General features: G+C 72.2%; 17 protein-coding genes. 11 read left to right on the top strand and 6 right to left on the bottom strand.

What is annotated here, in order from left to right; translation table 11 throughout:
- Positions 1 to 24: 24 nt before the first annotated feature.
- On the top strand, positions 25 to 2,235 hold the full coding sequence (locus tag ABT171_RS32185) for a bifunctional glycosyltransferase/CDP-glycerol:glycerophosphate glycerophosphotransferase (protein WP_351249922.1): 2,211 nt from the start codon (positions 25 to 27) through the stop codon (positions 2,233 to 2,235).
- Positions 2,236 to 2,240: 5 nt separating this feature from the next.
- On the top strand, positions 2,241 to 4,457 hold the full coding sequence (locus ABT171_RS32180) for a bifunctional glycosyltransferase/CDP-glycerol:glycerophosphate glycerophosphotransferase (protein WP_351249921.1): 2,217 nt from the start codon (positions 2,241 to 2,243) through the stop codon (positions 4,455 to 4,457).
- A 61-nt stretch (positions 4,458 to 4,518) separates the two neighbouring features.
- Here ABT171_RS32180 and ABT171_RS32175 read toward each other — a convergent pair whose 3' ends face one another.
- Positions 4,519 to 4,932 carry an organic hydroperoxide resistance protein gene (locus tag ABT171_RS32175; RefSeq protein ID WP_351249920.1) on the bottom strand — a complete coding sequence of 138 codons (414 nt, stop codon included), beginning with the start codon at positions 4,930 to 4,932 and terminating at the stop codon, positions 4,519 to 4,521.
- 97 nt (positions 4,933 to 5,029) lie between these two features.
- Between ABT171_RS32175 and ABT171_RS32170 the strand changes: the two genes are divergently transcribed.
- Positions 5,030 to 5,587, top strand: a complete 558-nt coding sequence (locus tag ABT171_RS32170) for a MarR family winged helix-turn-helix transcriptional regulator (RefSeq protein WP_503077304.1) — start codon at positions 5,030 to 5,032, stop codon at positions 5,585 to 5,587.
- Here the strand turns inward: ABT171_RS32170 and ABT171_RS32165 are convergent.
- Positions 5,469 to 7,100, bottom strand: a complete 1,632-nt coding sequence (locus tag ABT171_RS32165) for a glycosyltransferase family 39 protein (RefSeq protein ID WP_351249918.1) — start codon at positions 7,098 to 7,100, stop codon at positions 5,469 to 5,471. The two genes, ABT171_RS32170 and ABT171_RS32165, sit on opposite strands and share 119 nt — an antisense overlap.
- A gap of 91 nt (positions 7,101 to 7,191) precedes the next feature.
- Between ABT171_RS32165 and ABT171_RS32160 the strand changes: the two genes are divergently transcribed.
- The 4 genes from ABT171_RS32160 to ABT171_RS32145 all read left to right on the top strand — a co-directional run bounded on the left by ABT171_RS32160 (position 7,192) and on the right by ABT171_RS32145 (position 12,203).
- On the top strand, positions 7,192 to 8,460 hold the full coding sequence (locus ABT171_RS32160; protein WP_351249917.1) for a glycosyltransferase 87 family protein: 1,269 nt from the start codon (positions 7,192 to 7,194) through the stop codon (positions 8,458 to 8,460).
- Positions 8,461 to 8,504: 44 nt separating this feature from the next.
- Positions 8,505 to 10,160, top strand: coding sequence for a glycosyltransferase (locus ABT171_RS32155; RefSeq protein ID WP_351249979.1), 1,656 nt, complete (start codon positions 8,505 to 8,507; stop codon positions 10,158 to 10,160).
- 99 nt (positions 10,161 to 10,259) lie between these two features.
- Entirely contained in the window at positions 10,260 to 11,240 is a 981-nt protein-coding gene (galE, locus tag ABT171_RS32150) for a UDP-glucose 4-epimerase GalE (protein WP_351249916.1), read from the top strand.
- A gap of 9 nt (positions 11,241 to 11,249) precedes the next feature.
- Entirely contained in the window at positions 11,250 to 12,203 is a 954-nt protein-coding gene (locus ABT171_RS32145; protein WP_351249915.1) for an ADP-ribosylglycohydrolase family protein, read from the top strand.
- Between the two features lie 120 nt (positions 12,204 to 12,323).
- On the opposite strand, the gene ABT171_RS32140 is transcribed toward ABT171_RS32145, so the two are convergent.
- Positions 12,324 to 12,950, bottom strand: coding sequence for a TetR/AcrR family transcriptional regulator (locus ABT171_RS32140; protein WP_351249914.1), 627 nt, complete (start codon positions 12,948 to 12,950; stop codon positions 12,324 to 12,326).
- Between the two features lie 220 nt (positions 12,951 to 13,170).
- Between ABT171_RS32140 and ABT171_RS32135 the strand changes: the two genes are divergently transcribed.
- The 4 genes from ABT171_RS32135 to ABT171_RS32120 all read left to right on the top strand — a co-directional run bounded on the left by ABT171_RS32135 (position 13,171) and on the right by ABT171_RS32120 (position 18,927).
- The gene (locus ABT171_RS32135; RefSeq protein WP_351249913.1) at positions 13,171 to 14,082 is read left to right on the top strand and encodes an ABC transporter permease; all 912 of its coding nucleotides are present in this window, start codon (positions 13,171 to 13,173) and stop codon (positions 14,080 to 14,082) included.
- Positions 14,075 to 14,896, top strand: a complete 822-nt coding sequence (locus ABT171_RS32130; protein ID WP_351249912.1) for an ABC transporter ATP-binding protein — start codon at positions 14,075 to 14,077, stop codon at positions 14,894 to 14,896. Before ABT171_RS32135 ends, ABT171_RS32130 begins: the two co-directional genes overlap by 8 nt.
- A 150-nt stretch (positions 14,897 to 15,046) precedes the next feature.
- The gene (locus ABT171_RS32125; protein WP_351249911.1) at positions 15,047 to 17,266 is read left to right on the top strand and encodes a CDP-glycerol glycerophosphotransferase family protein; all 2,220 of its coding nucleotides are present in this window, start codon (positions 15,047 to 15,049) and stop codon (positions 17,264 to 17,266) included.
- The gene (locus ABT171_RS32120) at positions 17,263 to 18,927 is read left to right on the top strand and encodes a glycosyltransferase family 2 protein (protein WP_351249910.1); all 1,665 of its coding nucleotides are present in this window, start codon (positions 17,263 to 17,265) and stop codon (positions 18,925 to 18,927) included. Before ABT171_RS32125 ends, ABT171_RS32120 begins: the two co-directional genes overlap by 4 nt.
- 81 nt (positions 18,928 to 19,008) lie before the next feature.
- On the opposite strand, the gene ABT171_RS32115 is transcribed toward ABT171_RS32120, so the two are convergent.
- The 3 genes from ABT171_RS32115 to ABT171_RS32105 all read right to left on the bottom strand — a co-directional run bounded on the left by ABT171_RS32115 (position 19,009) and on the right by ABT171_RS32105 (position 26,073).
- Positions 19,009 to 20,520: a hypothetical protein gene (locus ABT171_RS32115; protein ID WP_503077291.1), complete on the bottom strand. Its 1,512-nt coding sequence runs from the start codon at positions 20,518 to 20,520 to the stop codon at positions 19,009 to 19,011.
- Entirely contained in the window at positions 20,501 to 20,989 is a 489-nt protein-coding gene (locus ABT171_RS32110; protein ID WP_351249908.1) for a GtrA family protein, read from the bottom strand. The genes ABT171_RS32115 and ABT171_RS32110 overlap by 20 nt, the downstream gene beginning before the upstream one ends.
- A gap of 146 nt (positions 20,990 to 21,135) precedes the next feature.
- Positions 21,136 to 26,073 carry an NAD-glutamate dehydrogenase gene (locus ABT171_RS32105; RefSeq protein ID WP_351249907.1) on the bottom strand — a complete coding sequence of 1,646 codons (4,938 nt, stop codon included), beginning with the start codon at positions 26,071 to 26,073 and terminating at the stop codon, positions 21,136 to 21,138.
- Positions 26,074 to 26,416: the final 343 nt, after the last annotated feature.

Raw genomic sequence — 26,416 nt, 5'->3', positions numbered from 1 at the left:
CCGCAAGACAACAGAAAGAACAGAATGCCCCGCTTCAGCATCATCGTCCCGTCCCATGGGGTGGCCGGCCGGCTGTCCCAGGCGCTGGACTCGGTTCTCGGCCAGTCCTTCGGCGATCTGCAACTGATCCCGGTCTGCGACGCCCCCGACTCCCCGGCCGCCGCGGTGGCCGCCGGATACGCGCGGCGGGACTCCCGGGTGACCCCGGTCGACTCGCCGCCGTCCGCCGGTCTGAGCGGGGCGCGCAACGCCGGGACGCGGGCGGCGACCGGCGCGTACGTGCTGTTCCTCGACGGCGACGACCTGCTGCTGCCGGGCGCGCTCGCGGCGCTGGACGCCCGGCTGGCCGAGACCGCCGGCGTGGACGTGCTCTACGCCGAGCACGAGCGCGTCCCCTGGTGGGAGGGCGAGCCGGCCAACCCGGCCGCGCCGCTGCTCGCGGGGGCTCCGGAGGGCGCCTTCGCCCCCGCCGACCGGCCGGAGCTGACCGGTGTGCGGCTGCCGGCGTGGAGCGCGGCCTACCGCCGCGCCTTCCTGACCGAGCACCGGCTCGCCTTCCCCGACGGCCACTTCACCGACCTGGGCTGGGGCGGCCTGGTCACCCTCGCCGCCGGGCGGATCGCGGTGCTGCGCCGGGTCGTCGTACGGCACCGGCTGCGCCGCCAGGGCAGCCGGCTCAACCTGCCCGGGCCGCACCAGCACGGCCTGCTCGACCAGGTGGACCTGGTGCTGACCCGGGCCGCCGAGGCCGCCCTGCCCGCCGAGCGGATCCGGCCGCTGTTCGAGCAGCTGTTCTCCCCGGTGCTGAAGACCGCGTCCCGGCCGGAGCGGCTGCCGTCCGGGCACCGGGCGTTCTTCCGCCGGGCGGCCCGCCTCTACCGGCGCCACCGGCCGGCCGGCTTCCGGCCGCCGGGCGGCAGCCTGGGCGTACAGCACCGGTTGCTGGCGGCGGGCGCGTACACCGCGTTCCGCGGGCTGCGCGGCGCCAACCAGATGGCCTCCGGAGCCGCCGAACGGCTGCCGCGCCCGCGCATGCTGCACACCCGGCTGCGCTACGCGTACGAGCTGCACCGCCCGCTCGACCCGCACCTGGCCGTGTACTGCGCCTACTGGGGCCGGGGCTATGCCTGCAACCCGGCCGCGATCCACGCCAAGGCCCGCGAACTCGCCCCGCACATCCGCTCGGTGTTCCTGGTCGAGGCCGGCCAGGCGCACGCCATGCCGAAGGACGTGGACTACGCCGTGATCGGCTCGCGCCGCTACTGGGAGGTGCTGGCCCGCGCGACATTCCTGGTCAACAACGCCAACTTCGCCGAGGCGGTCGTCAAGCGGCCCGGCAGCGTGCATCTGCAGACGCAGCACGGCACCCCGCTGAAGACGATGGGCGTGGACCAGTCGACGTACCCGGTGGTGGCCGCGCAGTCGGGCAGCTACACCCGGCTGCTGGGCCGCGTGGACCGCTGGGACTTCAACCTCTCCGCCAACCGCCACTCCACCCAGATGTGGGAGCGCGCCTTCCCCGGCTCCTACGAGCACCTGGAGTACGGCTATCCGCGCAACGACGTGTACTACACGGCGACCGCCGAGGACGTGGCACGGATCAGGCGGCGCCTGGGGGTCCCGGAGGGCAGGACGGCCGTGCTGTACGCGCCGACCCACCGCGACCACCACACCGGCTTCGAACCCGGGCTGGATCTGGAGGCGTTCTGCGAAGCGGCCGGCGAGGACGTCGTCGTACTCCTGCGCGCCCACTACTTCTACGACCGGGCCCCCGTGAGGGGTTCCCGCCTGAGCAGCCGCGTCATCGACGTCACCGCGCACCGCTCCTCGGAGGACGTGTGCCTGGCGGCGGACGCGCTGGTCACCGACTACTCGTCGATCATGTTCGACTACGCCAACCTGGACCGGCCGATCGTCGTGTACGCCGACGACTGGGACGTCTACCGGGAGACGCGGGGCGTCTACTTCGACCTGATGACCGAGCCGCCCGGCCCGGTCGTGCGCACCCCCGAGGAGCTGGCCGCCGTCTTCCGCGACGGCTCGTACGCGGGCGAGGGGGCCAGGGCGCTGCGGGCCGCGTTCCGGGAGCGGTTCTGCGACTTCGACGACGGGCGGGCCGCCGAGCGTGTCGTACGCCGGGTGCTGCTCGGCGAGCCGCCGGAGGCGATCCCGCCGGTGGTCCCGCTCGCGGAGCGCGTCCCCGCCCCCGCCGCCGCGACCCTCGTGAGGAGCTGACCCCCGTGCCCCGCTTCAGTCTGATCGTGCCCTGTTTCAAGGTGCAGGGCTTTCTGCGCGAGTGCCTGGACTCGGTGCTGCTGCAGTCCTTCAACGACTTCGAGCTGATCGCCGTGGACGACCGCTCCCCGGACGGCTGCGGTGCGATCCTCGACGAGTACGCCGGGCGTGACCCGCGCGTGCGGGTGCTGCACCTGCCGGAGAACGTGGGCCTCGGACGGGCCCGCAACGCCGGGATGCGGCACGCCACCGGCGACTACCTGTTCTTCCTGGACAGCGACGACACCCTCACCCCGGGCGCGCTGCGGGCCATCACCGACCGGCTGGCCGAGACCCGGGACCCGGACGTGCTGGTCTTCGACTACGCGCGCACCTACTGGTGGGGCGGCACCCGGCGCAACGTCCTCGCCCACCTCCTCGGCGAGGCCGGCCAGGACACCTTCACCGCCGACGGGTTCCCGCAGATCCTCGATCTGCTGATGGTGGTGTGGAACAAGGTCTACCGGCGCCGGTTCGTCCAGTCGCAGGGCTTCGAGTTCCCGCCCGGCTACTACGAGGACACCCCCTGGACCTTCCCGGCCATGCTCAGCGCCCGGCGGATCGCGACGCTGGACCGCATCTGCCTGAACTACCGGCAGCGCCGGCAGGGCAACATCCTGTCCACGACCAGCCGCAAGCACTTCGACATCCACGACCAGTACGAGCGGGTCTTCGCGTTCGTCGAGCAGCGGCCCCAGCTGGCGCACTGGCGGCCGTACCTGCACCGCAAGATGGGCGAGCACTGCCTGGACATCCTGGCCAAGCCGGACCGGCTGCCCCCCGCCGACAAGGCCGAGTTCTTCCGTCGTACGGCGCGGATGTTCCGCGACCACCGGCCCGACGGCGCCCTGGTCGACGGCGAGGTCCGGCTGCTGGAGGGCTCCTGGACGGCGTACCGGATCAGGCGGCAGGCGGCACGGGCCGGGCGGGAGACGGCACGGCGCGCGGACCTGGTCCGCGACTCGGCCGCCGCGCGGGTCCGCTCCGGCTGGGCGTCCCTGCACACGCACCGCCCGCTGGACCCGCACCTGGTCGTCTACTCGGCGTCCTCGCACCGGGGCATGCGCGGCGACCCGGCCGCCGTGTACGCCAAGGCCCGCCAGATCGCCCCGCAGCTGCGCGGGGTGTGGGTGGTGAAGGACGCGGAGACCGCCGCGCAGCTGCCGTCCGGCGTCGAGCACGTGATCGTCGGCTCCCGGCGGTACCTGGAGGTCACCGCGCGGGCGACGTTCTTCGTCAACGACGTCAACTGGCCCGGCACCCTGGCCAAGCGGCCCGGCAGTGTGCACATCCACACCCACCGGGGCACCCCGCTGAAGTACATGGGCGCCGACCTGCGCGACAAGCCGGGCGCCCGGCTCGGCTTCGACGTGCCGCAGATGCTGCGCCGGGCCGACCGCTGGGACTACAGCCTGGTCGCCAACCGCCACTCCGAGCTGGTCTGGGAACGGGCCTACCCCTGCCACTTCACCTCGCTGCGCACCGGCAGCCCGCGCAACGACGTACTGGTGAACGCCGGCTCCGGTGACGGCGGGGGCTTCCGCGAGCGGCACGGCATCCCGGCGGACCACACGGTCGTGCTGTACGCGCCGACCCACCGGGACTACCGCCGCGGCGGGCACGTGGACCGGATCGACCTGGCCCGGTTCGCGGCCGACCTGGGCGAGGGGCGCACCCTCGTGGTCAGGCTGCATCCGTCGCTCGCGAACGGTCCCGCGCGCGGGCTGGGCCTCGCGGAGCTGGCCCGGCGCGGGATCGTGGTCGACGCGACCGGGGAGCCGCGCGTCGAGGACGTCCTGCTCGCGGCGGACGTGCTGGTCACCGACTACTCGGCCGTGATGTTCGACTACGCCAACCTGGACCGGCCGATCGTCGTGCACGCCGACGACTGGCCCGCGTTCACGGCGAGCCGGGGTGCCTATCTCGACATCACCGCCGAGCCGCCGGGCCATGTCTCGCACTCCTACCGGGAGCTGGCCTGGCTGTTCGCCTCGGGGTCCTGGCGGGACGAGGAGTCGGCACGGCTGCGGGCGGACTTCCGGGCCCGGTTCTGCGAGTTCGACGACGGCCGGGCCGCCGAGCGCGTGGTACGGACGCTGCTGCTGGGCGAGCCGATGACCGGCGAGGGCACGGTACGGATCCCCGGCCAGCCGGCCGGCCGGGACACGCTGGCATCGGCGTAGCGGTACCCGTCCGAGGGTGCCGGCCCCTGCCCGGCACCCTCGCGCGGCCGCTCCCGCGCGCTTACTCGATGACGAGGTCGACCTCGACGTTGCCGCGGGTGGCGTTGGAGTAGGGGCAGACCTGGTGGGCGGTCTCGACCAGCTTGCGGCCGGTCTCCTCGTCCACGGTGTCGGGCAGCTCGACGCGCAGCGTGACCTTCAGCCCGAAGCCCTCGCCCTGCTTGCCGATGCCGACCTCGGCGGTCACCGCCGCGTCGCTGACGTCCACCTTCGCCTGCCGGCCGACGAGGCCGAGGGCGCTGCCGAAGCAGGCGGCGTAACCGGCGGCGAAGAGCTGCTCCGGGTTGGTGCCCTGGCCGTTGCCGCCCAGCTCCACCGGCGGGGCCAGCTGGAGGTCGATCCGGCCGTCGGAGGAGACGGCGCGACCGTCACGGCCGTGGGTGGCGGTGGCGACAGCGGTGTAGAGCGCGTCCATGAAGACCATCCCTTACGGAAGTCGGGGTTCCGGCGGCCCCTGTCCTGACCGCCTGACGGCCATAAGTAGAGCACACAATTAAGTTGTGCACAACTAAATGGACCGCAAGAGTTACCCTGGACCCATGACCGACACCGAGTGGCTGCGCCTGGACCGCCAGATCTGTTTCTCGCTGCACGCGGCGTCCCGCGCCTTCAACGGCGTCTACCGCGTGATCCTCAGGGACCTCGGCCTGACCTACCCGCAGTACCTCGTGATGCTCGTCCTGTGGGAGCGGGGCGACCTGCCCGTCAAGGCGCTCGGCGAACAGCTGCGGCTCGACTCCGGCACGCTGTCCCCGCTGGTCAAGCGGCTGGAGGGGGCAGGCCTGGTGCGCCGGGAGCGCAGCGCCGAGGACGAGCGCTCGGTCCGGGTCCGGCTCACCGGGGAGGGCGCGGCACTGCGCGAGCGGGCCCTTCGGGTGCCGCGCCGGATCATGGGCGCGACCGGCTTCGACCTGGCGGAGATCGCCGAACTGCGCGAACGCCTCGACCGGCTCACCACCGCGCTGGACGCGGCAGCAGCGGCGGAGGAGGGCCAGGGTGCGTCCCCGGCGGCTTCCGGACGTACAGCCGTACGGTCGTCGCGCCCCGCGGGATCTCCTCCCACTGGCTGAAGTCCCTCCGCAGCACGGCGAGTTTGGCCCGCTCGGCGGGGCTGCGGGGGCTCCAGCGCCCGGCGAGCAGGCCCGGGTCCGCCACCACCCACACCCGGTCCTGCCGCGCCAGCCTGCGCCGCACCTCACGGGCCCCGGCCTCCCGCCCGTACAGGGTCCCCGACTCGGCCGCCCCCTCCAGCAGCACCACATCCCGTACTCCCCGGAACGCCCGCGGGTAGGCGAGGGCCGCGTTCCGCGCGCTCCCCGGCACGAACACCACCGCGTCCCCCGGCCCCGACTCCCGCGCCACCACCCGGGAGACGGCCCCGAGATCATCGGGGCGGGTACCGGGGTCCCGGTCCGCGCGGAGCAGGGGGAGCTGGAGGAGGAAGGCGAGGCAGACCGCGAGAACACCGGCGAAGGCGACGAGAGGGGGCTGCGCCAGGGGATGTCTTGTGCGGCTGACGTCGCCGTGCGGGCAGTCGTTCCGCCGGGCGGAACGGGCGGGCGCCCAGCGACCGCCGGGCCGCAGGCGCCCCACAGCCCCGGCCACCCACTCGGCTCCGCCGGCCACCAGCAACGGCGCCCCGCTCAGCGCGTACAGCACATACCGGTCGGCATACAGCGGCGACACCTGAGAAGCCGACATCAACACCACCGGCGGAACCACGGTCAACGGCAACGCCACGCCCGCAAGAGTGAATTGTCCCCGCCGCCCCACGAGCCCCGCCAGCCCCGCTGAGGCAAGGACCAGACACACCCCGTACACCCCGGCCCCAGGCCCCAGAAACCCCCGCAACAACCCCTCCGCCGAAGACGCCGTAGGCCTCCGCAGCCACGCCACCTGCGCCGCCTGCCCCCACGACACCCCCACCAACGGCAGCAGCGAGAGCACCACGGGGCCCGCCGCGCACCCCCAGCCCCGCCACACCCGCGCCCCCACCCGGGCCAGCGCCAGCGCCCCCGCGTGGGCGCACAACAGCAGCACCGCGAACTCGTGGAGCCAGCAGGTGACGCCGAGGACCGCGCCGTACGCCCACCACGAGCCCCCCTGCACCGCCCGCACCAGCAGCAGCGTCGCCCCCGTGGCCCCGGCGGCCACCAGAGCGTAGGAGCGGCCCTCCTGCGCGTAGTGGCCGGCCATCGGCGTGACGGCGTAGAGCAGCCCCGCCCACAGTCCGACGCGCGGCCGGGCCAGCCGGGTGCCGAGCGCCGCCACCAGCGCGGCCGTCACGGCCGCCGCGCACACCGACGGCAGCCGCAGGACGACCTCGCCGGGGTGGACGGCGAGGACGGCGTGCATGAGGAGGTAGTACAGACCGTGCACGGCGTCCACGTCGTCCAGCAGCCGCCAGATCTGCGGCGCCGTACGCCGCCCGACCTGCAGGCTGACGGCCTCGTCCCGCCACATCCCGCCCCGGTCGAGACGCCAGAGCCCGGCCCCGAGCATCACCAGCGCGGGCAGGCAGACGGCGACCCGGCGGTGGGCCTTGCGCGACTGCGCTCCCACAGGAACCCCGACGTTCACCACGGACCGATCTTGTGTGATTAACCAACCATTTAGCGGCCATGACGGCGTATCAGCGGGGATACGCCATCCATGCGGCTTAGGCTCCCATGTGATGAACCGTCTCCGTGTCACCCCCGGCCCGGTCCTCGCCGTCACCGCCCTCTGGCTCACCACGCGTGCCCTGATGCTGTGGCTGCTCGTCCACGACAGCGGCCCGCTGCTCGGCGGGGGGTCGGTGGCGCGTGAGGTATGGCGGTTGTACTTCCGCTGGTACGGCGTCCTGGCGCACGGCTCGGTCCCGGCGCACGACACGCTGTGGCAGTACCCGCCGGGCGCGGGCGCGGTGCTGCTGGCACCGGGGCTGCTGCCGTGGCTGACGTACTTCCAGGCGTTCGTGGTGCTCACGCTGGCCGTGGACGCGCTGGTCACGGCGGCCCTGGTCCGCGCGGGCACGTCTGCCGGGCGCAGCCTGCTCGGCGCGGTCCTGTGGACGGGCGGGCTGCCGCTGCTGCTGCACCTCCCGCTCGCCCGCTACGACGTCCAGGCCACGGGACTGGCCGTGCTCTGCCTGCTGGTACTGGCCCGTTCGCCGCGTGCGGGCGGGGTGCTGGGGGCGCTGGGCGCGCTGGTGAAGGTGTGGCCGGCGCTGGTGCTGCTGGGCACGCCCCCGGGACGCGTGACGCGCCGGGCGTGGGGGTGGGCGGTGGCCGCCGGGGCCGGCTCGCTCGGTGTCCTCGCCGTGTGGTTCGACCACCCGCTGTCCTTCCTGCGGCAGCAGGGCGGGCGCGGAGTGCAGATCGAGTCGCTCGGCGGTACGGCGCTGAATCTCGCGCGGCACGCCGGCTGGCCCGGCCGGACGCGCTACCGGTACGGCGCCGTCGAGCTGGTCGGCCCGCACGCGGACGCCGTCGCCACCGCCTCGCTGGCGCTGACGGCGGTCGCCTGCGCGCTGCTGGTGCTGTGGCGGGTGCGGGCGCGGCGCTGGAACGAGGCCACGCCGTACGACGCGGCGCTGAGCGCGGTGCTGCTGTTCACGGTCACCAGCCGGGTGATCAGCCCGCAGTACATGGTCTGGCTGCTCGGCCTGGCCGCCGTGTGCCTGACCTCGCGGCACACCGGTCAGCGGCCGGTCGCGCTGCTCGTCCTGGCGGCGACCGCGCTGAGCACCGTGGTCTACCCGATGTACTACCGCGAAGTGATCGCCGGCACCTGGACCGGCTGTGTGCTCATGCTGATCCGCAACGGGGTCCTGGCGGCCGCCGCCGTGCTGTCCTTCGCCCGGTTGTGGCGGGCCACGGAGCCGGATGGAAAGAACCTGCGAACAACGGAACCCCGACCCGATTCCGACCGTCTTCCCGACCGACTGCTAAGCAGCTCTTAACGGAATATTACCCTTCATTTCTACGCTCCCGGCCTGTGGATTCCATGCGACCCGACCCGCCCGACACACCCGACCGGCCCGATCCGCCCGTCCGTCCGGACACCGCCGAACCCGTGTCCGCGCCGCAGGTCGGCGTCGTCGTCATCGGCTACAACGACCGTGCGCACCTCGCTGACGCCGTGCGTTCGGCACTCGCCCAGGGGCCGGCGGTCGCCGAGGTCGTCGCCGTGGACGACTGCTCGACGGACGGCAGCGCCGAACTGCTCGACCGGCTGGCCGCCGACGAGCCCCGGCTGCGAGTGGTGCGCCGGCGTGAGAACAGCGGCGGCTGCGGCAGCCCGCGCAACACCGGGATCGACGCGGTGACGACGCCGTACGTGATGTTCCTGGACAGCGACGACGTGCTGCCGTCCGGTGCGGTGGACGCGCTGCTGACGGCGGCCGTGGAGGCGCACGCCGAGGTCGCGAGCGGGCTGTGCGTGCGCCGGGAGCTGCCCTCGGGGCGCGAACAACCCTGGCAGGCGCCCCTCTACACGGCGCACACCACCCTCGCGCGCCCCACCCAGCGGCCGCACCTGGTCCACGACACGCTGTGCGTCAACAAGCTGTACCGCACCGACTTCCTGCGCGAGCACGGCATCCGCTTCCCCGAGGGCCGCTTCCTCTACGAGGACATCGTCTTCACCGCGCGTGTGCTGGCCGCCGGCCCGCGCATGGCGCTCGTACCGGACCTCGTGTACGTGTGGCACGTGCGCCGCAGCGCCGAGCGGCTGTCGCTCTCCCTGGACCGGGACCACATCGACAACTGGCACGCGCGCGTGGAGGCGTGCGCGCAGGCGTACGACATCCTGCTGAGCGCCGGGCAGAAGGAGCTGGCGCGGGCGGCGCGGGCCAAGTTCCTCGACCACGAGGTGCGCATGTACGTGCGCGAGCTGGGGTTGCGCGACGCGCACTACCAGCGCGCGTGGTGGGCGCACACCCGGGAGTACCTCACGCACTACGAAGCCCCCGACTGGGAGCTGAACCCGACGGCGGCCGGCCGGGTTCTCGCGCGGGTCGTCCTGGAGTCGCCCGAGCCGCGCGACCTGCCCCGGCTGCGCGAACTGGCCGCACGCCCGGCACGCCTGCTGCCGCCCTACGCCCGCACCCCCGACGGCGTCCCCGTCTGGTCCGCCGACCTTCCCCAGGTCACCCTCGCGCCGTACCTGACCGGCCCGGTCGCCGCCCTCCCGCTCGCCGTCGACGCGGCCCTGCGGCCACGCGCGCGTGCCTCACTGCTCGGCCTGCGGCTGCACGAGCTGTACGGCAGAGTGGCCGAGGCGGGCCCGCGCGAGGTGGACGTGGAGTGGGTCTCGCGCGACGACGAGCGGACGCGGGGGCGCACGACGGTTCCGCTCGCGCCCTTGGGCACGGACGGCTGGTCGGCGAAACTGACCGTCGACCTGGCCGCGCTCGGCGCGGGCACCTGGGACCTGCGGCTGACCGTGCGCTTCGCGGACGGCACGCAACGGGAGGTCACGGCGCACGCCCTGGCGGGCGCCGGCCGGCTGCGCCGGCGCGCCGTCCCGAGCGCCCGGCACGGCGTGCTCCTGGTGCAGCCGTACGCCACGCACTCCGGCGCACTGGCCGTGCGCGTGGCGACCGGCGTGCGCGGGGTCGCACAGGTGCTGCGCAGCCGGCTCCGGCGCCTCTTGCGCTGAGCCGCCCGGTGCGTCACCGGCGCGCCCGCTGCTTGACTGAGAGATGCCCACCGCCGCGCCAGACGGCGGCACGGGCCGACTGACGAGGAGACAGCCGTAATGACCTGGCTGATCACCGGCGGTGCCGGATACATCGGTGCGCACGTCGTACGGGCGATGACCGAGGCGGGCGAGCGCACGGTCGTCTACGACGACCTGTCCTCGGGCGTCGCCGAGCGCGTACCGGCACAGGTCCCGCTGGTGCGGGGCTCCACCCTGGACGCGGACCGGGTGGCCCGTACGCTCGCCGAGCACGAGATCAGCGGGGTCGTGCATCTGGCGGCGAAGAAGCAGGTGGGCGAGTCGGTGGAGCGCCCGCTGCACTACTACCACGAGAACGTCGAGGGCCTGCGGGTCCTCCTGGAGGCGGTGACGGCGGCGGACATCCCGTCCTTCGTGTTCTCCTCCTCGGCCGCCGTCTACGGCATGCCGGACGTCGACGTGGTGACGGAGGAGACCCCGTGCCGGCCGATGTCCCCCTACGGCGAGACGAAGCTGGCCGGCGAGTGGCTGGTCCGCGCGGCGGGCAGGGCGAGCGGCATGTCGACCGCCTCACTCCGCTACTTCAACGTGGCGGGCGCGGCCGGCCCCGAACTCGCCGACACCGGCGTGTTCAACCTGGTCCCCATGGTCTTCGAGAAACTCACCGAGGGCGCGGCCCCGCGCATCTTCGGCGACGACTACCCGACCCCCGACGGCACCTGCGTCCGGGACTACATCCACGTGGTCGACCTGGCCGAGGCCCACGTCACCGTCGCCCGCGCCCTGGCCTCCTCCCCCGGCACCGACCTGACCCTCAACATCGGGCGCGGCGAGGGCGTCTCCGTCCGCGAGATGATCGACCGCATCAACGCGGTCACCGGCTACGACCGAGCGCCGACCGTCACCGCGCGCCGCCCCGGCGACCCCGCCCGCGTCGTCGCCTCCGCCACCCGCATCGCCACCGAGCTGGGCTGGCAGGCCAAGTACGACGTCCAGGACATGATCACCTCGGCCTGGGAGGGCTGGGTACACCACCATCCGGAGGCGGCCCGGTCGTAGCGCGCGCCGATGAACGTTCCCGGAGTACTCGAACGCGCCGTCGGCGCCGTACTCGGCTCCGCCGTCGGCGACGCCCTCGGCGCACCCTTCGAATTCGGTCCCGAGGGCGCCTTCTCCGCCCGCTTCCCTCACCCCGGACACGGTGGCGAGCTGTGCGGGGGCGGCGGCTGGGACCCGGGTGAGGCGACCGACGACACGCAGATGGCGATCCTGACCGCCGAGTCCCTCCTGGAATGCGGCGGCCTGGACCTGCCCGACGTCTTCGGCCGCTTCCAGCGCTGGGCGGCAGCCGGCCCGAAGGACATCGGGCTCCAGACGGAGGCAGTCCTGACCAGCGGCGACCCCTGGGACACGGCGGCCGCCCGGCACTTCCGGACCAGTCAACGGGCGGCAGGCAACGGCGCGCTGATGCGGGCGGCCCCCTCGGCGGTCCACTTCGCCCGCCGGGGCCGCGAGGCCACCATGGACGCCGCCCGCAGGCTCTCCGCCCTGACCCACGGCGACCCTGCGGCCTGGGAGGGCACAGCGGCTCTGCACGAGCTGATCCGGGTCGCCCTGACCGGCGAGGACCCGCTCACCGCCGTCCCCGGCACGCTGGCCGCCCTCCACCCCGACCACCGGCAGCGGTACGCGGTGGTCCTGGCCCCGGACTGGCACCCGGACCGGGCGACCGAGTTCAACGGGGCGGTGTGGCCGTGTCTGGGCTCGGCGGTATGGGCGCTGCGCACCACGGAGTCGTACGAGGAGGCGATCCGCGCGGCCATCGACCTCGGCGGCGACACCGACACGGTCGCGGCGGTCACCGGGGCGCTGGCGGGCGCGGTGTACGGGGCCGAAGCGATACCGCCGCGCTGGCTGGAGCCGTTGCATGTGCCCCTGCCGGGGTTCGGCGGGCGGGTGCTGAGGGCGGAAGGCTTGACCGGTCTCGCCGAGGAGCTTCTCGGCCATTCCGGCTGCGGGTAGTACGTGGCTCGGTGCGCAGTTCCCCGCTCCCCTTGGGGCACTGCGATACCGTCGGCTACGCGGCACCCCGGACGTCGGCGGCAGGCGGCCGGGCCCCCGCCCGGCGGCGGTGGGGTGCGGTCACAACGCCTTCAGTGCCCCCGCCGTGGCCCGGGCCAGCTTCTCCAGGTAGCCCTTCGGCAGCTTCGGGGCGCGGATGACCACCGCGCGCCAGTACAGGGGTCCGGAGATCAGGTCGAGCGCCAGGTCGGGGTCGAGTCCGGCCCGTACCTCACCGCGCCCCTCCGCCGCGGCCATGATCTTGCTGGCCACGCCCTCCTGACCGTCCCGCAGGGCCTTCTGGAAGGCGTCGGCGATGTCGGGGTTGCGGGCGGCCTCCGCCTGCAGGTCGGGGATGATCTGCGAGGCGACGGGGTGGCGCAGGCCGCGGGAGGTGACCTCGTAGAGGAGGCGGAGGTCGCCCTCCAGGGAGCCCGTGTCGGGGACGGGGAGGCCGAGCACCGCCAGCGCCGACACGACGTCCAGCACGAGGTGCAGTTTCGAACGCCAGCGCCGGTACACCGCCGTCTTGCCGACACCCGCGCGCCGCGCGATGCCCTCGATGGACATACGTGCGTATCCGACGGCCGCCAGCTCCTCGAAGACCGCCGCGCGGATGGCCTCGGTCACGTCCTCCCGGAGTACGGCGGCCCCCGCGGGGGCCCGGCGGCGCGTACGCGTCGGCGGCTCGTCGGCGTTCGTCGTCATGAGGCACAGCATAGGGCGTTACGACGAGACGGTTGCGTTCCGACGTCGATTGGTTCTACGCTCACGTTGCGACGATACGGTCCCGTCCCGACGTAAGAGAACGTGAAGAGAAGCGTAAAAAGCGCGCGAAGCGGAGGAAGCGCCGGACGACGGACCCACCCGACGCGCCCCGGCCGGCGGCCGGACGCGCCACCCCCTCCCCCGAGCGAAAGCAGCGGATGTGAGCCAGGTCCTCGACACACCGCCCCCCACCCAGGCCCCGGCCGACGACCTCGCGGCGCTGGCCGCCCGCCACGGCCTCTCGGTCAGCGGCGCCCGCCCCTCCGTGCCGGAGTACGTCCGCCAGCTGTGGGCCCGGCGCCACTTCATCACCGCCTTCGCCACCGCCAAACTCACCGCCCAGTACAGCCAGGCGAAGCTCGGCCAGGTCTGGCAGGTCATGACCCCGCTGCTGAACGCGGCGGTGTACTACTTCATCTTCGGCGTGCTGCTGGGCACCAAACAGCACGTGCCGGACTATGTCCCGTTCCTGGTCACAGGCGTGTTCATCTGGACGTTCACCCAGAGCTCGATCATGGCCGGCACCCGCGCGATCTCCGGCAACCTCGGCCTGGTCCGCGCCCTGCACTTCCCGCGCGCCGCGCTGCCGATCTCCTTCTGCCTCCAGCAGCTGCAGCAGCTGCTGTTCTCGATGGCCGCACTGATCGTCATCCTGCTCTGCTTCGGCGTGCCGGTCGCCGTCTCCTGGGTGCTGGCGATCCCGGTCCTGGTCCTGCAGTTCGTCTTCAACGCCGGCGTGTCGCTGGTCATGGCGCGGATGGGCGCCAAGACCCCGGACATCGCCCAGCTGATGCCGTTCATCCTGCGCACCTGGATGTACGTGTCCGGCGTGATGTGGAGCATCGACAAGCTCACCAAGAAGGACCACCTGCCGCACATCGTCACGGTCCTGCTGGAGACCAACCCGGCCGCGGTCTACATCGACCTCATGCGGTACGCGCTGATCGACAGCTTCCACGCCCGCCAGCTGCCCCCGCACGTGTGGGCCGCTGCCACCGGCTGGGCGCTGCTCGCCGGCATCGGCGGCTTCATCTACTTCTGGAAGGCTGAGGAGACGTACGGCCGTGGCTGAGCAGACCGAAGCGAAGATCCCCACCGTCATCGCCGAGAACGTCGACATCGTCTACCGGGTCAACGGCACCGGCGCCGGCCGCGGCACCGCCACCGCCGCCCTCAACCGCATCCTGCACCGCAAGCAGGCCGAGCAGGCAGCGGGCGTGCGCCGGGTGCACGCGGTGAAGAAGGTGTCGTTCATCGCCTACAAGGGCGAGGCGATCGGCCTCATCGGCACCAACGGCTCCGGCAAGTCGACGCTCCTCAAGGCGGTCGCCGGTCTGCTCCCCGTGGAGAACGGCCACATCTACACCCACGGCCAGCCCTCCCTGCTCGGCGTCAACGCGGCCCTGATGAACGACCTGACCGGCGAGCGCAACGTCCACCTCGGCGGTCTCGCCATGGGCATGTCGCGGGAGCAGGTCAAGGAGCGCTACGACGACATCGTCGAGTTCTCCGGGATCAACGAGAAGGGCGACTTCATCACCCTTCCGATGCGCACCTACTCCTCCGGTATGGCCGCCCGGCTGCGGTTCTCCATCGCCGCCGCCAAGGACCACGACGTCCTGCTGATCGACGAGGCCCTGGCCACCGGCGACCGCAAGTTCCAGATGCGCTCCGAGGACCGGATCCGTGAACTGCGCGAAAAGGCGGGCACGGTCTTCCTGGTCAGCCACAACAACAAGTCGATCCGCGACACCTGCGAGCGCGTCCTGTGGCTGGAGCGCGGCGAGCTGCGCATGGACGGGCCCACCGAGGAGGTTATGAAGGAGTACGAGACCTTCACCGGCGACAAAGGCGACAAGAAAGCCGGTGCCGGCAAGACGGCGTAAAAGTTAGCAGGAGGGAAACCGGGAGTCGCGGAACCTACTCTTCCTCCCTGAGCGTCCCTCACCCCGAGCACGGCCATCCCTTTCATCCACTTAGTGACCGTATGTTATGAAGGGTGACCCGAGCTGAACGAGCAGAAGGAGTCCACAGCGATGCCCCAACTCAGCGTCATCGTCTACGGACCGAACGCACAGGGGCATCTGACAGAGCTGCTTGGCTCCCTGGAGGCCCACCCGCTCCCCGACGCCGAGGTCATCGTCGCCGCGGTCGGCGACTGGGCGCGGGAGACGGCCGAGGGCCACGCCCCCGACACGGTCGTCGTACCGCTGCCCGAGGGCACCGGTGACGCGGCGGCCCGCACCGCCGGAGCCGCCCGTGCGACCGGCCGCTGGCTGCACTTCGTGCACGCCAAGGACGGCCTGCCGGCCGGCGCCGCCCGGCTGATCGCCGAGCGCACCGCCGAACTGGACGCCGCCACCGGCACCGACGGCGACGCCCCCGTGGACGTGCTCCTCTTCGACCACGTCACCACCACCTGGCAGACCGCCGGCACCACCTCCCCCGACGGCCGCCTGCTCGCCGCCGTCGGCCGCGAGGGCCTGCCCCTGGACGAGTCCGCCGAGCTGCTGCGCCTCACCCCGCTGCTCGGCAACCGCGCCCTGCGCGCGGAGTTCTGGCAGGCGCACGAGGAGCGGCTCACCACCCACGACGAACCGCACGCCGCGTACACGACCCTGCTGCACGCCGGCCGGGTCGCCTGCCTGAACCAGGTGGCGTACGAGAACCGCGAACTGCGCCCCGAGAGCCTGCCGCCGCGCGCCCCCGAGGACCGGCTCGCGGTGATCGAGCGCTACGAGTCGTTGCTCGCCCTCACCAAGGACCGCCGCGCCGCCCGTACGGTGCTGTACGACCTGATGATGCGGGACCTCGTGCGCACCTTCGCCGGTGAGAACCTGCCCGACGACGTGGCCCGGGAGTTCTTCCGCCGGGCCTCCCTCGCCGCGGTCCGCTGGCGCCCCGAGCACCATGAGCGCCCGGCGGGCGTGGAGGGCGTACGGCACGCGCTGCTGGAGGAGGGCGCGTACACCAAGTACCGCGCCTTCCAGGCCGCCAACCGCGCCCGGCGCGCCGCCAAGAAGGCCGTACGGACCCGTAAGAGGCAGGTCGGCGCCAAGCTCCGCGAGCAGCAGTACCGCCGCGCCCTGACCCGCCCCCTCGACCCGGACCTGGCCGTGTTCGCCGCCTACTGGGAGCGCGGGGTGGCCTGCAACCCGGCCGCGATCGCCGCGAAGCTCCGCGAACTCGCCCCGCACATCCACCCGGTGTGGGTGGTCGCGAAGGGCAACGAGGCCCTGCTGCCGCCCGGCACCGACCATGTGATCCCCGGCACCCGCCGCTACTGGGAGACCCTGGCCACCGCCAAGTACCTCGTCAACAACGTCAACTTCCCCAACGCGGTGGTCAAGCGCCCCGGCGCGATCCACCTCCAGACCCACCACGGCACCCCGCTCAAGCGCATGGGCCTGGACCAGATGGAACACCCGGCCGCCGCCAAGGGCCTGGACTTCGACGCGCTGCTGGCCCGCATCGACAAGTGGGACTACAGCGTCAGCGCCAACAGCCACTCCACCCGGATGTGGGAGCGCGCCTACCCGGCCCGCTACACCTCGCTGGACCACGGCTATCCGCGCAACGACGTCTTCTACTCGGCCACGGCCGCCGACGTCCGCGCCGCCCGCGCACGCCTCGGCATCCCGCCCGGCAGGACGGCCGTCCTGTACGCCCCGACCCACCGCGACTACGAGGCCGGGTTCACCCCGCGCCTGGACCTCGCCGCCCTCGCCGACCGGCTCGGCGACGACACCGTGCTGCTGGTCCGCGCCCACTACTTCTACGGCGGCGCCGCCTCCCCGCTCACCGGCCTGCGCCGCTCCGGCCGGATCATCGACGTCTCCTCCTACGACCCCGTCGAGGAGCTGTGCCTGGCCGCCGACGCGCTGGTCACGGACTACTCGTCGATCATGTTCGACTACGCCAACCTCGACCGCCCGATCGTCGTCTACGCCGACGACTGGGAGACCTACCGCACCACCCGGGGCGTCTACTTCGACCTGATGACCGACCACCCCGGCCAGGTCGCCCGCACCCAGGAGGAGCTGACGGAGATCTTCGCCTCCGGCGCCTGGCGCGACGAGAGCGCGGCCAAGGCACGGGCCGCCTTCCGGCACCGGTTCTGCGAGTACGACGACGGCCGGGCCGCCGAACGGGTCGTACGACGGGTGTTCCTGGGCGAGCCGGAGGACTCACTGCCCCCGGTGATCCCGCTGGAGGAACGCACCCCCGCCCCGACCCCCGAGGAGGCCTCGGCATGACGACCCCCGACGTGACGGTGACGGTCATCGTCTACAACGACGCCGCCCGCCTGCCCCGGGCGGTCGCCTCGCTGCGCGCGCAGACGCACGCGAACATCGAGATCATCATCAGCGACGACCACTCGACCGACAACACGCCCGAGGTGGCGCGCCGGCTGGAGGCGCAGGACGACCGCATCCGCTATCTCCGGCTGCCGGAGAACAGCGGCGGCTGCAGCGCCCCGCGCAACCGGGCCATCGAGATCGCCCGGGCGCCGTATCTGATGTTCCTCGACAGCGACGACGAACTCCCGCCCCGTGCCGTCGAGTTGCTGCTCGCCGCCCACCGCGAGCGCGAGCTGGACTTCGCCATGGGCGCCTGCCAGCGCCTCCGGGTGGACACCGGCCGCCGCAGCACCTGGATGCCGCACCTGTTCGCCGAGCGGCGCACGCTGGAGAACATCGAGTCGGACACGGAGCTGCTCTTCTGGCCGCTGTCGACGAACAGGATGTACACCCGCGACTTCCTGAACCGCCACAACCTCCGCTTCCCCGAGGGCGTGCACTACGAGGACCAGCTGTTCTCGATCCAGGCGTTCTGCCTGGCGAAGGCGTTCACGATCATCCCGGACCCGGTGTACGTCTGGCACATCGAGCCGTTCGCGGCAGCGGATTCGGCCACGATCTCCAACCAGCGACACAAGATCTCCAACGTCCAGGACCGCATCCGCGTACACCGCATGATCGACGACTTCCTGGAGAAGAGCGGGCATGCCGGGCTGCGGGAGGCCAAGGACTTCAAGTTCCTCAAGCACGACTTCAGGCTGTACGCGGGTGACCTGCCCTACCGGGACGCGGAGTGGCTGGCCGCCTTCGCGGACATCATGAACCCGTACCTGGACACCCTGTCCCCCGGCGCGTACCTCCGGCTGCCCCGCCCGGAGCGGGTGGTGCTGGAGCTGCTGCGGGACGGACGCCCGGCCGACGCCCAGCTCGCGGCACGCGGCCTGGGTCACGGGGTGGCACCGCGACGGATCACGGCCGACGCGTCCGGTGTCCCGTACTGGGGCGACAGCGTGCCTTCCGAGGACCGTGCCCGCCGCGAACTGGACGTGTCCGACCTGGAGTTGGACACGCGTCCGTTCCCGAGCGCCCAGTTCCGTCACGAGATCACGGAACTGACGCGCGGCTCCCGGGCCACGCTCACCCTGTCCGTCCGCACGTACGATCCCGGTCTGCGCCTTCCCATCGGCCCGCAGCGTGCCCGCCTGGTGCTGTCTCCCGGCGGGCGCCGTATGACCGTGCCCTTCCGGCTGGACCCGGTCCGGCCCGGTCTGTTCGAAGGCACCGCGCACCTGGACCTCGCCGCCGCCCCGATCCCCCTCCAGGGCTTCGAGGGCGCCCGTCACCCCCTGGTCGTGCTGCACCAGCAGGGCCTGTCGAACTCCGGCGTGCTCCTGGCCCCCCTCGACTTCCCCACGGCCACGGCCCGCGTCGACTACCACTCCGGCGCGACCCCGCACCAGGTCACCGTCGAACCGGAGGGCCGCAACCCCGGCCGGCTCCAGATCCGCTGGACTCCGGTGGGCATCACGGCCCGTGTGGTCCGGCCGGTGGTGAAACGGGTGGCCGGACCCCGGGTCCGCAAGGCGGCGAAGCTGCTGTCCAGCGTGCTGAGGTAGGAGGGCCGGGCCAGGTGCCTTGAGCTGGAGGGACGTGGGCGACTGCCGGCCGGTCGCGGCTGATCGCGCGGTTCCCCCGGCTCAGGGCGCCACTCGGTACAGGGCCTCGCCGCCCGGGCCCGCGGTCACCTTCCGCAGCCCGGGCCACGCCGTGTTCTCCGGCCCCACGACCCACTTCACGTCGTACTCCCGCAGAATCCCGGCCCGGTCGGACGCGGACGTGCCCGGGGCGAAGTACCGCTCCACGGCGCCCTCCCGCCGCGCGGCGTCCCGCAGGAACACATCCGGATACCCGGGCGCCACGGTGTACGCCCCGTACGCGGGAATCTGCCGCGCGGGAAGCGTTCGAGCCATGACCACGTCCCCGTACTTCACCCAGGGCGTGATCCAGTGGTACCCGACCCACGGCGTCCGGTACTTCGCGGCGACCGCGGACGGCAGCGCGGCCCTCCCCGTCACATACCCGAGCGTCCCGGCCTGCGTCCACGCCCCCACGGCCAGCGCGGCGCCCAGCACGCACGCCCACCCTGCCCGCACGGACCGCCGCCCCGCCGACACGGCCTCCAGCGCCGCCGCGAGCTGCGCCGGGATCAGCGCGGCCGGCAGGGCGCGGCCCCAGGAGTAGTGGCCGGTCAGCCCGCCCGCGGCGAACACCAGCACGCCCAGGAGGAAGAACAGGGCCAACGGGTCCCGGCGGTCCCTGCGGACCCGCAGCACCAGCGCCGCCACCCCGAGCAGCACCAGCCCGAACCGCGCGGCCAGGTGCTCGTACAACGGCCTGTGGATGGCCTCCAGGTCCGCGCCGGCGGAGAAGAGGGAGAAGAAGTCGTAGTACGGCCACAGCCACAGCAGGAGCAGCCCCAGGGCCGGCGCGGCGGCCAGCCGCGGCAGCACCGCCCGGGCCGGCCGCGCCGCGATCACCATGGCCAGCGCCCCGAGAGACGCCACGACGCCCGTGAACTGGTGGCACAGCAGGATCAGCGCCCACAGCACACCGAGCCACAGCCACCTCCCCCACGCGGCCTCCTCCCGCAGCGCCCGGGTGAGCCAGGCCCAGAAGTGGAAGGTGAGGCCGAGCGCGAAGACGCTCGGGTAGGCCACCGTCAGCGCCAGGGAGTTCAGGCCCACGAAGCCGGACCAGTTGAACAGCAGGGTGCCCCAGAGGAAGAGCAGGGCGAGCAGGGCCAGGGCGGGTGCCGCGCGATGCGCGCTCAGCGTGCGGACGTACCGCCACACCCCGGTGACCAGCAGGGTCAGCCCGCAGAGCGCGGCGATCCGCAGGACCACGAACACCGACAGGCCGGTCAGCTTGGCGAGCGCGCCCAGCACCAGCATCCACGGCGAGTAGTAGGGACTCGGGGTGTCCGCGTCGACCAGCGGGTTGCCGGGATGCAGCAGGCTGTGGCGCAGGCGCTGGACGGTGGCCGCGTGCATGCCGAGGTCCCCGGCCCACGGCAGGCGGACGATCACCAGGAGGAGCAGTACGACGACGAGCGCGGCGGCGGCCCGCGGCAGCGCCCGGCCGGCCCGCGCGGCACCCGCCGGGGACGGGGTGCGGCTCACCGGCTCGGTGTCAGACGGTGCGGTGTGCATCCTGCTGGAACACCCATGTGCGGTAGACGAGAAAACGGAAGGCGGAGGCGAGCACGATCGACAGTGCCTTCGCCGCATTCGCCTGCAGCACGCTGTGCAGGCCGAGACCCTGGTAACCGACCCAGAACAGGCCGATTTCCATCAGGGCACCGAGGCCGCTGAACACGAAGAACAGCATGATCTGGCTGCGGGTGCGCGCGGCCCGGTCACGATAGGTGAAATAGCGGAAGCCCAGGTAATTGGTCGCCATCGCGGTGCAGCTGGCCAGGACGTTCGCGGTCATCGCCTGGCAACCGACGCCGTGCAGCAGCAGGTTGAAGACCAGGAAATTGACGAGGACACCGCTGCCGCCGACGATCCCGAATTTCACGAGCTCCAGCACGACACGTGTGACGGGCCGGGCCGGAGACGGCGCGGGTGCGGGCGCGGGGGGCACCGCCGGGCGGGTCTCGGTGAGGTGAACAGTCACATCCCAGACCCTATCCGACAGGCATCGATGAGCAGGAAATGGTAAATCCGCTGATCGTTTTTCGCTAAGGGTCGGCAAGAAACGGAACGCCCCGGGCCGATTTCCCGTCGGCCCGGGGCGGGCGCTTGCTGCCCTGCCGTGCTCGACTACGAGTGCGTGCGCAGCAGCGTCCGCATCGTCCGCATCGCCACCGAGAGGTTGGCGAGGTCGAAGGTCTCCGAGCCGCGGATCTCCTCCAGGGTGGTGCGCGCCCGGCTCAGGATGGGCGCGTTCTTCTGCTCCCAGGCCTTGAAGCGCTGCTCGGGCGTGGAGGTGCCGTTGCCGACCGCCAGGACGTCCGCGGTGAGCGCCGCGTGCGCCGCGTACAGGTCCTCACGGATGGAGGCGCGGGCCATGGACTGCCAGCGGTCGTTGCGGGGCAGCTCGATGATGCGGTCCATCAGCTGGGTGATGCTGAGCCGGTCGGCGAGGTCGTAGTACACCTCGGCGACGTCCAGCGGCTCCTTGCCCATGCGGTCGGCCACCGACACGATGTCGAGGGCCGGGAAGGCGGAGGAGAACCCGGCCACGCGCGTGGCGAGCTCGTCCGGGACGCCGGCCGCGGAGAGCTCGTCGTACACGTGCTGGTACCACTCCAGGTCCGCGCCGCGCAGCAGCTTCGGCATCTCCTGCCACACCCGCTCGACCCGCTCGGCGAAGAACTCGACGGTCTCGGCGAGCTGCAGCGGCTGCGGCCGGTTGTTGAGCAGCCAGCGCGTGCCGCGCTCCACCAGGCGGCGCGAGTGCAGCCGGATGCGCGTCTGGACGGCGGCGTCGACCCGGTTGTCCAGGGCCTCGACCGCGTCCCACACCGGTGCCGAGCAGAAGATCGCGCGGGCGGCCGTCTGGGCGCGGACGATCTCCTCCAGGGAGGCCCCGGTCTCCTCGCGCAGCCGGTGCAGATACGTCGTACCGCCCGTGTTGACCGTGTCGTTGACCAGCACCGTCGTGGTGATCTCACGGCGCAGCGGGTGGTTGTCGATCGCCTCGGCGAACCGCTCGCGCAACGCCGTCGGGAAGTAGGCGTGCAGCAGGCCGCGCAGGTACGGGTCGTCCGGCAGGGAGGTGGCCAGCAGCTCCTCGGCGACCGTGATCTTCGTGTACGCCAGGACGACGGCGGTCTCCGGGCTGGTGAGGCCCTGGCCCTGGGTGAGGCGCTCGCGGATCTGGCGGTCGGTGGGCAGGAACTCCAGCGCCCGGTCCAGGTGGCCCTCGCGCACCAGGTGGCGCAGGAACCGCTGCTGGGCGTGGAGCATGTCCTTGGCCTGGAACAGGGCGTTGGCCAGGGCGGTGTTCTGCGCGTAGTTGTTGCGCAGGACCAGCGCGCCGACCTCGTCGGTCATCTCGGCGAGGATCTTGTTGCGCTGCTTGACGGTCATGTCGCCGTCCGCGACCAGGCCGTTCAGCAGGATCTTGATGTTCACCTCGTGGTCGGAGGTGTCCACGCCGGCGCTGTTGTCGATCGCATCGGTGTTGATCTTGCCGCCGTGCATGGCGAACTCGATCCGGCCGAGCTGGGTCAGGCCCAGGTTGCCGCCCTCGCCGACGACCTTGACCCGCAGGTCCTTGCCGTCGACCCGGATGGCGTCGTTGGCCTTGTCGCCGACGTCCGCGTTCGACTCCACGGAGGCCTTCACATACGTGCCGATGCCGCCGTTCCACAGCAGGTCGACCGGCGACTGGAGGATCGCCTTCATCAGGTCGGCCGGGGTCATCTTGGTGACCTTGTCCTCGATGCCGAGGGCCTCGCGGATGTGGGCGTTGACCGGGATCGACTTGGCGCTGCGCGGGAAGATCCCGCCGCCGGCCGACAGCAGCTCGGTGCTGTAGTCGGCCCAGCTGGAGCGGGGCAGCTCGAACAGGCGGCGGCGCTCGGCGTACGACGTCGCCGCGTCCGGGGTGGGGTCGATGAAGATGTGCCGGTGGTCGAAGGCGGCGACCAGGCGGATGTGCTCGGAGAGCAGCATGCCGTTGCCGAACACGTCACCGGACATGTCACCGATGCCGACGACCGTGAAGTCCTGGCTCTGCGTGTCCACGCCCAGCTCGCGGAAGTGCCGCTTGACGGACTCCCAGGCGCCGCGCGCGGTGATGCCCATGCCCTTGTGGTCGTAGCCCGCGCTGCCGCCGGAGGCGAAGGCGTCACCGAGCCAGAAGTTGTACTTCTCGGCGACCCCGTTGGCGATGTCGGAGAACGTCGCGGTGCCCTTGTCGGCGGCGACGACCAGGTAGGTGTCGTCACCGTCGTGCCGGACCACGTCCTGCGGCGGCACGACCTCGCCGGCGACCATGTTGTCGGTGATGTCGAGCAGGCCCGAGATGAACATCTTGTAGCTGGCGATGCCCTCGGCCAGCCATGCGTCCCGGTCCACGCTCGGGTCGGGCAGCTGCTTGGCGACGAAGCCGCCCTTGGCGCCGACCGGCACGATGACGGTGTTCTTCACCATCTGCGCCTTGACCAGGCCGAGGATCTCGGTGCGGAAGTCCTCACGCCGGTCGGACCAGCGCAGACCACCGCGGGCGACCTTGCCGAAGCGCAGGTGCACGCCCTCGACACGCGGCGAGTACACCCAGATCTCGTACGCCGGGCGCGGTGCCGGCAGGTCCGGGATGGCCTGCGGGTCGAACTTCATGGAGACGTAGTCGTGCGGCCGGCCGTCGTGCGCCTCCTGGAAGAAGTTCGTGCGCAGGGTCGCCTTGATGACGGTGAGGAAGGAGCGGAGGATCCTGTCCTCGTCCAGGCTCGCCACCTGGTCCAGGGCCGCGTCCAGCTCCTCCAGCAGCGCGTCGACGATCTCCAGCCCGGCCCGCTGCCGCTCCGGCGACATCCGTGCCTCGAACAGCGAGACGAGCAGCCGGGTGGTGTGGACGTTGTTGCGGAGGGTGTCCTCCATGTAGTCCTGCGAGAAGGTCGAACCGGCCTGCCGCAGGTACTTGGCGTAGGCGCGCAGCACCATCGCCTGCCGCCAGGTCAGCCCGGCGCTCAGCACGAGCGCGTTGAAGCCGTCGTTCTCCGCCTTGCCGGTCCAGGTGGCCGCGAAGGCCTGCTGGAAGCGCTCGCGGGCGTCGTCACCGAGATCCCCGCCGGCGCTCGTCGCCTTCGGCATGCGCAGACCGAAGTCGTAGATCCAGGCGGTGGTGCGGTCGGCGCAGCGCAGCTCGTACGGCCGCTCGTCGGTGACCTCGACGCCGAGGCGGCTGAGTACCGGCAGCACCTGCGAGAGGGAGACCGAGCCGCCCTTCTGGTAGATCTTGAACCGGCGTTCCTCGGGTCCGGCGCCCACCGGCTCGTACAGGCTCAGGCTGAACGTCTTGTCCTCGCTGAGCTGCTCCAGGTGGACCAGGTCGGCGACCGCGGCACGCGGGGTGTGGTCGGCCTTGTAGCCCTCGGGGAAGGCGTGGTTGTAGCGGCGCAGCACCTCGGCCGCGCGCTCCTCGCCGCACTCGGCGGTAAGCGCCTCGGCGAACGCGTCGGTCCAGGAGCGGGCGGCCTCCACCAGACGGGCCTCGATGCGCTCCTTGTCGCTGTCCGACAGCTCGGGCAGCTCGGTGCCCGGCGGGACACGGACGACGAAGTGCAGCCGGGAGAGGATCGACTCGGTGTTCCAGGCGGTGAAGTCGACGCTGACGCCGCCGAGCTCCTCCTTCAGGATGTCGATGATCCTGAGCCGGACACCGGTGGTGTAGCGGTCGCGCGGGAGGTAGACGAGGGCCGAGTAGTAGCGGCCGTACTCGTCCTGGCGCAGGTAGAGCCGCAGCCTGCGGCGCTCCTGCAGGTACAGCACGGACGTGGCGATGGCCTGCAGTTCGGCGGCGGGCGTCTGGAACAGCTCGTCGCGCGGGTAGGTCTCCAGGATCTGCAGCAGGTCCCGGCCGTCGTGGCTGTTGGGCGAGAACCCGGCGAGCCCCAGCACCTCGTCGACCTTGCGGCGGATGACGGGCACACGGCGCACGGACTCGGTGTACGCGGCCGAGGAGAACAGTCCGAGGAACCGCCGCTCGCCGACGACGTTCCCCTGCTCGTCGAACTTCTTGACGCCGATGTAGTCCAGGTACGACGGCCGGTGCACGGTGGCCCGGCTGTTGGCCTTGGTCAGCACGAGCAGCTTGTGCTCGCGGGCCTTGGCGCGGGCGTCGGCCGGAAGGCGCTCGAAGGAGGGGCTGACCGGGTGCTGCTCGTCCTCGGCGTGGTGCGGGTCGGAGCGCAGTATGCCCAGACCGGTGCCGGCCACGGCGGCGAGCGTGTCGTCGTCGCGCAGCTGGTACTCGCGGTAGCCGAGGAAGGTGAAGTGGTCGTCGGCCAGCCAGCGCAGCAGCTCGCGGGCCTCCTCGGCCTCGGGCGCGGGCAGGTCGCCGGGCAGCGGCTCGCTCTGCAGTCCGTCGGCGATCCGGGTCGCCGCGTCCCGCATCTTCTCCCAGTCCTCGACGGCCTCGCGGACGTCGGACAGCACGCGCAGCAGGTCGGCGGTGATCTGCTTCAGGTCGGCGCGGTCGGTCTCCCGGTCGATCTCGACGTGGATCCAGGACTCGAAGTGCGCGTCGTGCGGGAGGTCACCGGCGGGCGGGTTCGGCAGGACCTCGATCAGCTTGCCGGTCAGGTCGCGCCGGACGACGAACTGCGGGTGGACGACGACATGGATGCCGCGCCCGCGCCGGGTCAGCTCGTTGGTGACCGAGTCGACGAGGAAGGGCATGTCGTCGGTGACGACCTCCACGACCGAGTGACTGCAGGTCCACCCGTTCTCCTCGACGGTCGGGGTGTGGACCCGCACGTTCGCCGTGCCCTGGGGGCGCTCCTCGGCGAGCCGGTAGTGCGAGAGCGCCGCGCCGAAGACGTCGACCGGGTCACGGCCGGTGAGGTCTTCCGGGGCGGTGTGCAGGTAGTAGCGCTGGAGGAACGCGAGCACGGACTCGCTGTCCGGGGTGTCCGGGGAGCCCTCGCCCGTGGTCCCGGTCGGAAGGTGCCCCCCGACCGGGCTGTTCTCAGCTACCCGGGCGGCCCTTTCGAGCAGCTCGGCCTTGGCTTCGTCCAGCTTGGTCTGCATTGTCCTCTGACTCCTGTCGCGCGCCGTTGCGTGACGTAGAAGGAAGTACGGTCTCTTCCCCTCCGGCTCGACGCCACGGCCCGGGGTGTCCGGTCCGCATCGACGCTATGCCGCGAGGTGAGATGCGCGGGGGGAATTCGGCCATTCTCGACGCGCCCGTGGGGTGTGACGCTGCTCTCGGCGCCGCCGTGTCCAGGGGTGTCCTCGGCGTCCCGGGGGCTCCTGCGGCCCCGTCCCGCCCGCGAAGACCAGCGACCGCCGCCCGGTCACGGAGGTGTTCCGTGCAACCCGGGCGCAGGGCAGGGGCAGGATCGCCCCCGCGAGATATCGCGCTGATCACGCC

The organism is Streptomyces sp. NPDC001851 (assembly GCF_040297165.1).
Classification (GTDB): domain Bacteria; phylum Actinomycetota; class Actinomycetes; order Streptomycetales; family Streptomycetaceae; genus Streptomyces.
The sequence above is the reverse complement of the archived record's forward strand: the minus strand, read 5'-3'. Positions and strand labels throughout refer to the sequence as shown.